We start from the raw sequence: 12,860 nt of genomic DNA, 5'->3' as shown, positions 1-12,860 counted from the left end.
ATTCCGCCATTCTTTGCAAAATCGATTATTTTATTTTAGCAAATTTTTGCAGAATCGACAATTTTATTTTGATGATTTATTGCAGAATCGACATTTTGCTATAAAATGCAATTTGACTTGATTCGCTTGTGTTTGTGTATTTTTGCCCGTGTTTGTAGTCATATTTCCTGAAAAAGGGAAAGCAAACGCGCGAACGATTACCTGCCTGAGCGATAACGACGCGGTTTATTCGACACGCCAAGGTGCGAATTTAGCAAAAATTCGGAAAGAATTTTTAACAATTTTAATCACTTATTAAGCTGAGAAAACCCTGATATTTCAACGATACCGGGGGGGGGGTATTAAAAGCTTATTTTAGTAGGCTTTTGTTAGGTGATTTTTAGGTGATTTTTAGGTGATTTTTACGCTGCAAAATGCTAGTCTGTTTTAGTCAATGAAGGTTTGGCGCACAGCTTTAGTGCGCATAGAAGCCCGGTGAGAGGAATCTGTAGTTCGCGATATTTATGCGATTTTTGCGGAAAAGTCTAATCACATGGGCGATTCTTTCTAAACACAAAATTCTCATAACGAGATGTCACTCTAAAGAAGAGAGGAAACATGCGTTTAAATACGAATTCGCTGAAGCGCACCGTTGCTGTTTTGGCGGCGGTATGCACACTTGGAACATGCTGTATTGCTGGCTCTATTGCTTATGCGCAGGGTGAGGCTAAGGGTGTTGACACTGCTAATATTAATCAGGGCAAAAAGAGCGCTACATCCATTATTATTCACAAGTATCAGGGACCTGAAACTAGTGAACGTTCTGATGGTACTGTTAAGACTTTAAAAGATAAGAAGCCAGTTAAGGGTGTTAAGTTTACTCTATGGCGAGTAAAGAAGAAGAATGCAAATTCTTCTGATGATATTGACCTTTCAAAGTCTTCAGACTGGAAAAAGATTAAAAAGTTAGAAGATTTAGTAGCAACAACTACTGCTAGTAAGAAGACAGCTTCCGAGTTTATGACTGGCGCTAATGCAGAGTTTGAGAAGTATACAGATACTGGTGATGGTGTTAACAAAGCTAATGGTAAAACCGTTGAAACCGGTGATAGTGGTGAAGCCAAGTTTGAAAATCTTGCGATGGGTCTTTACTACATCGAAGAAACCGATACTTCTGGTGCACAATTACAAGAAGACGGCACATGGAAAAAGGTTTCCATTACAAAGCGTGTTTCTCCGTTCTTTGTGACCACTCCTCTTCCAAATCCTAAAGACAAGGCTAATCCTTGGATTTACGCTGTTAATGTGTATCCAAAGAATGATACAAGCAAGGAACGTCCAACTAAGACAGTTAGCAGCTTAAGCCGTAAGGATTTGACTAAGGATAATGAAACCACTATAACTTGGAAGATTGCGATTCCTCTCACAGCTCCTAAGAATGGCAATAAGTACGAGAAGATCGGTTTTAAGGATAAGCTAGAAACTGGTTTAACTTACGATAAGATTAGCAGTGCAAAACTTGTGACTTATACTGATTCTGGTCAAAAAGATACAAGTGCAAATGATGTACCTCTTGATGCTACTACTCATTACACAGCTACAAATACTAATGGTTTAGTTTCATTCTCTCTTACTAGTACCGAATCTACTGGTGGTCTCAAAAAGGCTTATGATGAGTATTCTAAACACACTACCGATAAGAAAGTTGTTAAGCTTGAGGTAGAGCTTGTCACTAAAGTTGCTGATACTGTTAAGGACATTGCTAACGTAGCCAATACGTACGTTGATGATAATAAGACTGGTAACGGTGATGGTAATGATCCATGTACACCAACCAAGAAAGATGGTGACTGCGGTGGTGACGACATTCCTAATGATACCGCTCACTTTGGTACGTTGACTGTTAATAAGGTTACGGAAGAAATCGGCGCAAATGGTGATAAGAAAAAGTTGCCTTTGAATGATGCAAAGTTTGATGTATATGAGGTTACTGACACATCTGCAACTGCAAATGACACTTTTACTGTTTCAGATGGCAAGATTAAGAAGAATAATCAGGATGCTGGAACTAAGCTCAATAATGTTTCACTAAAAACTAAAGTAAAGACTGATGGTGGAGCTAAGACTGAAGGTACAGATTCCGTAAGATTGTTCGTCTACAATTCAAAGGAAACTAATCCTGCTGTAACAACTAAGCTTTACTGCGTGGTTGAGACTGAGGCTCCTGCTGGTTATTTGCTTGATTCTACTCCTAAGTGCGTTGCTTTGAAGGCAGATACTGCTGCAGATGCTACAAAGAACAATACTAAGGAAATCGAAAACAAGAAAGCCACTGGCTTAGACAAGATCCTCGCAGCACTGCCAATGACTGGTGCGCGCGGCTTAGTGTTGCTCACTGCATTCGGCATTGTTGGCTTGGGCGGCACGTTGTTCTACATCATCACCCGTCGCCGCAAGGAACAAGAAGAAGCGTAAGGCTTACTTGGTTTTGTGATTATTTTTGATTGTTTTGTGATTTAAGCTGTATGCGAGTGTTTGCGTATTCAAGTGAGTGAATTGCGCGGATTCGCGAATACTCGCATCGGCTTACAAAATCGAAAATTAAGTCGCAGATCAAGTCGCAGATCAAATCACAAATAAAATCGTAAATCCAATTTCAAGTCCAATCGCAAAGCAACAAATGCTTAGGTTTTTATTCTTAAATCGAAACGTTGCGGTTAAGCATAAGAAACGCGATAAACGAAAGTGGAGATTTTCTAAATCTTCTATCGTTCCAGCGCTTCTATTAACCGCATCGTTCGCCTCACTGTTATACCCACATGCAGCAATGTGGTTAAGCCAGTATCACATGTCGGAAGTAGCTGCGGAATACGCTAAGCTAATCACGCATGCTATTCCAGCTCCGCATGAGCAGCTGGCTCGCGCGCGCGAATACAATCGCAAGCTATCCGTAGGAGCAATATATGAGGCGAACACGAATATTCCAACATCCCATGGCGAAACGTCTGACGTTAGTCAAAACTATTGGGATCAGTTGAAAGCGAATGACGATGGTCTTATGGCTCGCCTTCGCATTAAGAAAATTGACCTAGATTTGCCCGTGTATCACGGTACGCAGGACGATACTCTGCTTAAGGGACTTGGACATTTGCGCGGAACTTCTCTACCAGTTGGAGGATTAGGGACTCGTTCCGTGATTACTGGCCACCGCGGTTTGGCTAGTGCGGAAATGTTCACGAGATTGGATGAGATAGATAAGGGCGATTCTTTTACGGTCGAGGTTTTTGACGAGATTCTCACTTACAAGGTGATAGAAAAAATTGTTGTAAACCCAGACGAAACAAAGAAAATTGCTGCAGTGCCAGGCAAGGATCTTGTGACTCTGATTACTTGCACGCCGCTTGGAATCAACACACAGAGAATCTTGGTGACGGGAGAGCGAGTAATACCGACTCCTGCTGCGGACAAGTCTTTGCTTGGTAAAAAGCCAGATGTTCCGAGATTCCCGTGGTGGCTTGTTGGGAGCATTGCAAGCTTGAGTGTGGTTGGAGGCTACATTTACTGGGCTGGTCTGCCGATTGTTAAGAAGAAAAAGAAGAAAAACGATAAGCAGAACGGCGATGATCGAAATAATGGTGATGACCATAGTGATGCCAATGGTGATGACCAGACTAACGATACTCTTTGGCTTGGCATTTATGGCGACCAAAACAAGCAGATGTATAGGGATTCCGAAGAAGTGAGAAGGATTAGTCAGGAATCCTTTGAGTCGATTATTGATGGTTTTGCGCAGGGCAAGCGTCCGAAGGCTTCAAAGCTTAAAAACTGAAAACTTAATACGTTAAAACTTAATACGTTAAAAAAATTGATGCGTTTAATACATCAAAATTTAAATACATCAAAATTTAAGATTTTAAAACTTAATACATTGATTGGCATGTGGAAATTAGCACACGAGAGTTTAGGTGGACAAATGAGAAGTATTTGGACGGTTTTGCTAAGTGTTGTCGTCTGGATAGGACGTTTAGCTCAGCAGGCGACTAAGGCTGCTCTTATTTTCCTGATTTCGGTGGCGATGTGGCTGCCGATGTGCCTAACTGCAAACACTGCTGTAGCTGCTGACAGTGGCACTGCCGCGAATGCGGCTATCTCTGGTAATTCTGGTAAAAAGCATGAGTCCAATAAGTCTGGCGATAAGCCTAAATCTGCTGCTAAGCCTAATGCTGCTGATAATGCCGATATTTCTGCGCCATCGCAACCTCCAGTTTTTATAGATGGACAAAACAATGCGTTTGCAAAGCTGAAAAATGGTGTAAGCGTAAATAATAATCTTGCTAACAACGCCGCTAAGGGTGATGCGTCTGATAAAGGACTTATTGACAGTGCTATGATGAGCGCTGCCAAAGGTATGGCTAAGCAGGGTGCATCTTATACTTCTTTTGGCATGGATCGCTCCAATGAAATATTCAATAATACAGAACGATCTTCAAATGGAGACAAAATGGGTTACGATCGCAGCAGGATGGAGTTTCGTCCCGGCTGTAATCGTAATTATGCTCGTTCTGAATGCATTACAGATGATGGTGATGAAACAGGTCATCGAGCGTCAAAAGGTGCTGATATGGAACGTGGAGATAATCCTTGGCGCGAAGATAGTGGTTATGATCAACCTCAGGGTATTTATACGAATAATGACCCAAACTTTACTCCATATCCGCGTGGAACATACCTGCAAAAACGTATACGTAACTTAGCTTATTTGAAAAATAAAAATGGTGTTGATTCTTTAAATCGTATTCAGCTTGACGATGTTCACGATTACATTTTTATGAAACGTACTCCTAAACGTGATGGTAATGGATATATTTGGGATGTACTTGTAAACATGGGTGCGCGCATTCATGGTGCTGCTAAAGCTTTGACCTATTTTGTTGTTCCTAAAGATCAGAGTCTCGACACAAGTAATGGCCAGTATGACCAGTATGTAGAGCGCTTGCATTTTGATGCAAAGAATCGCGGTTGCGCAAAAGATTGGGTTAATCCAAACGGTTTTTGTATTGATGAGGGCACTAGAAAAGAGCCACTTAACGATGGCGAGACCCTTGATAAAGCGTGGTATCGCATTGGTAATTCAAATGCTATAGAAAATGTTGGTGTTTTTGAAGGTGGAACTCAAAGGGACAGAGATGATAGCAATCGTAAACTTGGATTATGTGATTCTTACGGCTTTGACTGCTATCATTCTGGTAACTATGGTTTCCCAAGTGAAGGTGAACATAAAGCTGGTACTCGTCTTCCTCCAGATGGTACTCAAAAATTTAATGACACTTATATAAAATTGATAGATAACCTCTTTTCTGAGCTTCGAGGAACTGATAAAGAGCCACGAGCAAAGATTTTTGCATTACGTAATCAATTTGATGAGAGCAAATCACCTTATAGCTACCATATTCACTATACAACATCGAATAATGGTAAATATGGAAAACTGAGTACTTCCTACTATGGTGCAGGAAGCTATTATGGAGATACTTGGCATGGTCCTCTTTCAAGATACGGTTTAGGCGATCCATATAGTAGGAATCCTAAATACTCTTTGTCAAATTATCGTATTGGATCAGGCCATACAACTTACGAATACACTACTTTGTATCAGCAATGGTATGGAATACCTAATCTTGTAGATATAAATGTGCCGCATTACTCCTTCCTTCGTGGTACACATTTAGGTCCTTTTACTAGCAATAATGGTCAATTATTGGCTCATACTAAGAATATTGATGTTACGAGTTTGTTATTCCAACCTACAAGACAAGAAGTGTGTGATAAAGATACTGAAGCACAATGTGGTAATAATACAGTTTGGGCTAAAGGCCAGCTTTCATTATTGCCAAAGTATAATGCGTCAGAAAACAAGTATGCTCGTGGAAACAGATGGTGGCGAAAACCATTAGATCCTAACACTAATATTAATACAAAAGATTCAAAGTTTGGCATACACGATTTGACTGTTCAATATTGGAATGACAAGCTTCAAATGGGTTCTGCTAAAAAAGTAAAGTACGATATTATTGGTCAAGCGGATGTGTTTAGACCACTGCAGACTCAAGAGTGGCAAGATAATCCAAAATATAGGTCTTCTAAAGATAGTTTAGGAAAAGCTGCAGATTATGTAAATTATCTTGATAACAAGGGTAAAATATATGAATTTGCTCACGCATTGAATCCGCGTTTATATATGCCAGATTCGCATAGTAGTAATAATCTTGAAAACTATAGTAAATATTCAGATTCAGATGACTCTGTTTACTACGGTTCTATTAAGGATGGTAAAATTCCCGGTGATGCTCATGGTTTAGAGTATCCGCTTAACGATAGTTATTTGTATAGCCAAGATTCTGGTGCAAACGCGGCGATTAAAGATCGCGCCATTTATAGTGTTGAATGGACAAATGCAGATGGTTCGCTTAAGAAATCTAACACTCTGAAAGATGCGGAAACGAAGGTTGCTGTAAGAGTACCAGTTGTAAACGTAGTAGACCCTTGCAAGGGTGATGATGACAAAGCTGCTGATAAAGCTGCAGATAAGTCTGCACAAGCGGATGCAGCTGCGAAAAATAAAGATAGTCAAGAGTGTAAGCTTAGGCCGCTAAATGATACAAAGCGTTATATTTGGAAACTTTATGATGCGCCTAGTGGTAAAACAGTTGACCAAAAGTTAACTGGCGACGAAAAAGCAAAATATGCGAAACTTGCAAAAGACTACTTCTCAAATCCTGTAAAAGAAGAATACGCAACCCCAACTAATCCTAATGATGAAAATCGTATTATGCTTCAATTTGGTGAACAGCCAGAAGTAAAGCCAGTGTATGTTGCTGCAAAGTACGCAAAAATAACGTATTGGGATGAGTCTACTGGCGTATTACCACTTGTGTTTACGCATGTTGATGATGAGAAGCCGACTATAGACGTAAAAGTTAGCATCAATGGTGGAGAGCCTAGATCTGTGCCTGAAAATGGTATGAAAATATCGGTTGGCAGCAGAATTAGATTCCTAGTAACTGGTCACGATGATAAACACGTGTACATGGGAACCAAAGAAAAGGTAAAAGATAACAACAATAAAACAGATATACAGTCAACAAGTGAACAATTTAAAGCAACTGCTTTTAATAAATATGATCAATCTAAGCCTGTAGGCGTTGATAGTGCTACAGATCAATCAGGTTATGTAACTACAAGTGAAACAAATGGTCCTGAACTTAAATCTAATGATTCTGGTGTTAAAGAGTTTACGTTCCACGCTTGGGATGATGCTGGAAATAAGGTTCAAAAAAAGATTAAGCTTATTATAACTGGCGATGAGTTTACTGCTCCTAATGTTCGTTGGCAAAAACAGCCAAATGGTAGATACGTTGGTAAAGTTAATCTTTTAACAAAATCTAAGCAAGTTGCAGTATTAGCTGTTCGCATATGGAAAAGAGGTGAGCCAAAGCAGAAGCCTGTAGGAGAAACTGATACATTCAGAATATTTAGTGATTGTCCTAATAAATCATGCCACGGTATTATGTTAACTCGTCAAGCAGGTGAAGATTGGCAACAGCTTAACGATGATAAACCTGATCATTCGTACTTTACTAACTTTATGCCTTATGAGAAGGATATAACATTTGATCCAAAAACTGGTGAAATAACTATCCCAGAGCATTTGGCAGAGATTGGTTCAAGAATTTATGCGGGTGTTGGCAATAATGCTTCTCAGCTTCAAACAACTTTGAATGCATCTTCTGACCCATTGCCATTAGATATGACTTGGCCAGACGATGGCATGGTTCAGGTGAACCCGTATGAGCTGAATCCTTCCGAAAAACAAGGTTTGATAGATAGAATTAAGCAAAAGAATCCGCGTTTGTTCCAATACCGAAAAGATGAAATTGGTTGGTCGAAAGATGAAACTAAAACTCTTGGCGGCACAAGCGATAAATATTCTTGTAAAGACAACACAAAGCAGTATAAAATCTGCCTTTCTGTAACTCCTGACACTAAAAATACAGCTCAAGGTAAGTCAGGTTCAGAAAAGACTTTTAAAGTAGTAAAAGCAACTGGTACAGGCAATGACACTAAAGATGATCAAAATCAGGAAACTGTACTTGATCCAAAGCAGAAGAAAATCACGCGATTTGTTAATATTCGTGCAGATTATGATTGGTCATACGGCAGTGGAAAAATAAACGGTCGTAACACAGACGATGGCTTTAAGTGGTACGGTCGTGATGAAAATAGCTCACAGTATTTGGTGTACAGATTCAACATTAACCAAGGTGATAATAAAAACTTCAACACGAATGAGGCTTTGAGCTTATTCCAAGGCACAAAGAAAAGCCGATGGCTTAGAAACCAAATACAGCCATCACTATACCCATTGAACACTAATGATGCTGATTCTACTAATAAGACAACCATAGAAAAGCTGTGGGGTGGATACAACAGAATGCCTAATCGCGGTGATGGAATTGGCTACGCACGTAAAGTAAATAATGCGCGCGGAGAATGGGCTAATATTGTTGATTTAGTTAATTATAGTAATCTTGGCGGCGGTCAGACTATATTCACAAATAATATTACTGATAAAGATAATTTTGTTCAGCCTCAAGGTTACGTTATGCCAGGTGGCGAAGATTATAATCAGCAAGATTCTGGAGCTAATATTGGTGCTGCTATTCTAAAGAAAAGTGGTAACAAATACCCTTTGCATGCGCAGCTATATATTTTCAACGGTAATCCGTGGAGAGAATTAGAGGCCAGAGACGAGGGTGACAAAGATCACACGCCAAATGTAATTAACGTGTGGTTCGTGCCAGTAGACAAGAACAAGCCGTGGATTTCAGTAAAAGATGCTAACGATCCTAGTAAGAAGCTTCTTGGCGAGTGTAATCCTACTAAAACAAATGCTAATTCTTGCGGAACTGTTACGACTATTGATATGAACAAGACTGATATTACAAAGCAGTCGGGATTATTCAACGTAGTAGATTTGCTTGCACTGGATGATGATTTCAATGTTGCAGATAAGACTACGCATGTAAGCAAAGCTTTGAAGGATACTCTGAGCATAGACATTGAAGCAGAAGGTGCAACAGATCCGAAAACTAAAAAAGCTCCTCGCGTAAGGTTTGTAACAGGAGGCAATACAAATAAGGAACTGTTGCGCGGATTTATAGAAAAATGGCGTGGAAATGATTCTAAAAATTCTCCAACCTTCAAGATGATTGCGCAAGTAACTGACGACTCTGGAAACAAGAGTGACGAAGCAGTAGTAGGCAAATTCAAGTTCAATTGGACTGTAGCTAAAGCTCCAGTTGTGCGAGCATACGATGGTAATCACTATAATGATTTGTCTGGTTCTGGCGTGTGGCTTCATGATTGGGAAGGAGCCTCTGCTCCTAATTACAGCAATAAGGTGTCTGTGATTTCTGGAAATAATGCAACTCGACTCGTAGTGTATTTTGCTCGCGCAAAGAAAGCTGCAGCAAAAACTGGTAATACAGTATCGCTAAGGAATGCTGGTGCTAATGCAATATACAGTAGAAGTGCAGATGCTACTACAGGTATAAATGATGATAGTGATATTAGTGAATCATTGGCATTATGTAGAGCTAAAACAGGTGATAGGTGGAGTTTGTGTGATGGCTACATGTTCCCAGAAGGGCTAAGTACAAATGATCTAAATCAGACAGCATTTGGTGGCGATAAAACTGCAATATTGTTCCCATCAGGTTTCCTAGCCCCTGGAAGCGTAGTGCGTGCAAGGAATCGCACTGGATCTTACGGACCTTGGTCAGATATGCCTGGCGTTAAATCCGAAAATTTGGATGAGTTAGCAAATGATGCTAATGAAACTACTTCTGTTAATAATGATTTGAAGAAGCTTTCAGGTAGTGAAAATGTAAGTCAGGCTCAAAACGGAGCAAATAGTGCAAAAGAAGAAGACATGCGAGGTGTTCAATCAGTTGACTCTTTGTCTTCTAAGAGAAGTTCTGTATGCCGTCTTGAAAGTAAGGCTCCAAAGGTGTGGAGTGAACCGTCTGACTGTGTATTCTTCCCAGTCGTAGTCAATAAGAAAGTAGTACAAGTGCATCCACTGCTTCTGAATGATTCCGAAAAGCGTGCTGTGAATCATGTATTGCGCAACGGAAATGCAGGAGGCAAATGGCTAGACTCGGGTGATAACGATTCGCTCGATAATGCTACTAATACAAGAAGTGGTGTTAGTGTAGACAATAGTAACGCTAGCTTAGATGATGATGACGATACTCTTGCCGCAAATGAGTCGAAAGTTACGTGGAAACGTGGGAACTATATTGCTCCTCAAAAACAGGATGATGGACGCAATAATTACTCTAATGTAGGTAGCGAGCAGGACTCGTTTATACTTACGCGCGGATGGCGTAGGAGAACTGTAACGCCAGAGCCTAGGCGCAATATTGTAACAAGATTTGCTAAGCTGCGAAGTGATAGTAATTCTGCCGCTGACTACACGATTACTTGGGATAAGAAGAAGCCATATATTGGTGAGCGTTCTAGCGACCCTGGCTTTGAACTGGTTGGCGCGCCTGGTCATCAATCGCTTGTGTACCGTTATAACGCGAGTACGAAAGACAAGCGCATCGATTTAAACCAATTACAGAATGCTCTCACTCTTAAGCCGAATGTTCCATCTGGTATGAGTGAAGATGAGTTTAAGAAGATTCAACCATCTTTGCGCGTTGTAAGTGGTACAGATAAGAAAAATGGCGAAGGTAGTAAGGAAGTTACGGTACAGCTCCCTGATGGCAAAACTAGAGTAGATAAATTCGGCAATGGCTCTGGTTTCTTCACGCTGAACGATGAGTATATCAATATACCTGATTTAGTATTAGGTAATGGAAACTATGGTGGCGGATTAAATGTTTCTAACACTAATGGCATGAATTACAGTACATTGGGTAATAATTATTTGAATATGAGTCCTCAAGATATTACTGTGAACAAATGGTGTGAGGGCGGTGATACTGCAAATCCAAATTGTACGAGTGTCAATTCTGAATCATTTAATCTTGAAAAAGTTTTAGGCGGACATAAGAACATAGAAACTGCAGATGACATAAAAGGAACATCTAAAAAGGCTATTGCTCCAGTTTATGCTTTGTCGCTTTCTAACGGTTGGGCAATGAATAGCTTAAAGAACACGTATGGCTATAATGCACAAACTCATTTTAAGAATGTTGCCTCTGCACCTACACTTCTTCCAGTATACGTAGTGCCGGTTGATGTAATAAAGCCTAAAGCTGAATCTATAGGTTCGCTTAAATCTTCGACTATGGCTAAACCTTACGAGGTTAGTGCTAATGACATTAAGTTCACTTTCACAGGTAATCCAGACACTAACGGTAAAGTGGGCGGCAAAGAATTGTTAGTAGATGCTAGCGATGATTTTGATTCTCGAGACGTAGTTGAGAAGAATCTTCAAGTATGCGTGCGTTGGATGAACAATAACAAGCCTCAAGATAAAGATTGCACGCCTATTTTGAAGCGCGATAATAGCGGAAACGCAAGTGTAGATTCTGACAAATTGCAGCAGATGCTTGTCACTCATGGCAATACGGCTGTTTACGCCGTATACGCGCAGACAAAAGATAAGTCAGATAATAAGAGCGTTGGCTATGATGAGAGTAAAGAAACAGCTCCTATCATAGGCTACATAAAGATTACTGGCATCAACGTGTCGCCGATTCCGCTGCCGTTTACTGGTGGAAACGCTGCTATTACGTATACCTTCCTGTTCGGCATATTAATGGCACTCTTCATCGCGTCGGGCGCATTCGGTAGGCGCGGATGGTTGGCGTCTGTGCTTAGCGGAAACGGATTTAGTGGCGAGTTAACGTACAGCAAGCATTGCAATGTTTCGGCAGAACCGTTGCGCTGCAGGAGATTGTTTGGCCTTATCTACAAAAATCGCCATTAAATTTTGCACGTTTTGCTATTCCTAGATCGGAGTCAAGTATAGTAAATCTTATTTATGTAAAACATTGAAGAACATAGATGAGAGTTAAAAATTATTTGAAAGCGAGATAAGAATGAGCGAAACACTAGTCTTGGCGCGCAAAGATTACGTTACAAGAACCATGATTCGAATTATTGCAATAGTTTCGTCCATTTACGGAATGGCAATGTCTTGGGATTCAATGGCACTAACGTATTTTACGAATCTTTCTAACTTGATGATTTGTGTTGCGCTGCTTGGCTCGCTGATTTTAGACACGCGAAGTGCGCTTAAATCTAAAAGCGATGAACAGAGTGAGCGCGCTGGAGCCTGGGTGGATGCAAAGCCAAACGCATGGTACATTTTTAAATTTATGATGACGATTTCAATCGCCGTCACTTTTACGCTGTACCTGTGCTTTTTGGCTCCTACAAACAAGCTCGGATTTGTTGGCGCGTACATGAACAATGGGTGCTCAAGCTTATGCGTGCATTTTATAACGCCGCTGCTTGCGATTTTTGACTTTGTTCTTTTTGATTACAAGTACAAGTCCAGCCGCGCGCACGTTTATTTTGCTACGATTCCGCCGCTCACTTACGTTGCGTACGCTGTGTGTTTAAGCGAGTTTGCTGGCGTGCGATGGGGAGAGCATGCTATGGCAGCGCCGTACAATTTTTTGAATTACAAGGCTCCTGCAGGATGGTTTGGTTTTGCGCCAAACACGTTTAATTCCACAACGCTTGGAGTGGGTGTTGTTTATTTGCTTGCCATTTTTACGCTGATTTTTATTGGCATTGGAATAGCATTTCTTGCGATTAAAAACGCTCGCGCTACGCGACTTCTTAGTCAACAATAGTGC

Annotated in this window: 4 protein-coding genes; all 4 read left to right on the top strand. The window is 40.5% G+C overall.

All coding sequences use genetic code 11. The annotated features are described in order from the left end of the window. Positions 1-597: 597 nt before the first annotated feature. On the top strand, positions 598-2,454 hold the full coding sequence (locus GAVG_RS05105; protein WP_013399737.1) for a SpaH/EbpB family LPXTG-anchored major pilin: 1,857 nt from the start codon (positions 598-600) through the stop codon (positions 2,452-2,454). A 205-nt stretch (positions 2,455-2,659) separates the two neighbouring features. After that, entirely contained in the window at positions 2,660-3,808 is a 1,149-nt protein-coding gene (locus tag GAVG_RS05100; RefSeq protein ID WP_009993870.1) for a class C sortase, read from the top strand. Between the two features lie 144 nt (positions 3,809-3,952). Beyond that, entirely contained in the window at positions 3,953-11,983 is an 8,031-nt protein-coding gene (locus GAVG_RS05095; RefSeq protein ID WP_048653133.1) for a hypothetical protein, read from the top strand. A 112-nt stretch (positions 11,984-12,095) separates the two neighbouring features. Then, on the top strand, positions 12,096-12,857 hold the full coding sequence (locus tag GAVG_RS05090) for a hypothetical protein (protein WP_004138616.1): 762 nt from the start codon (positions 12,096-12,098) through the stop codon (positions 12,855-12,857). The last annotated feature ends 3 nt before the right edge of the window (positions 12,858-12,860 follow it).

The organism is Gardnerella vaginalis ATCC 14018 = JCM 11026 (genome assembly GCF_001042655.1).
Lineage (GTDB): Bacteria > Actinomycetota > Actinomycetes > Actinomycetales > Bifidobacteriaceae > Bifidobacterium > Bifidobacterium vaginale.
Note: the sequence above shows the minus strand (reverse complement) of the source record. Positions and strands in the feature narration are given on the sequence as shown.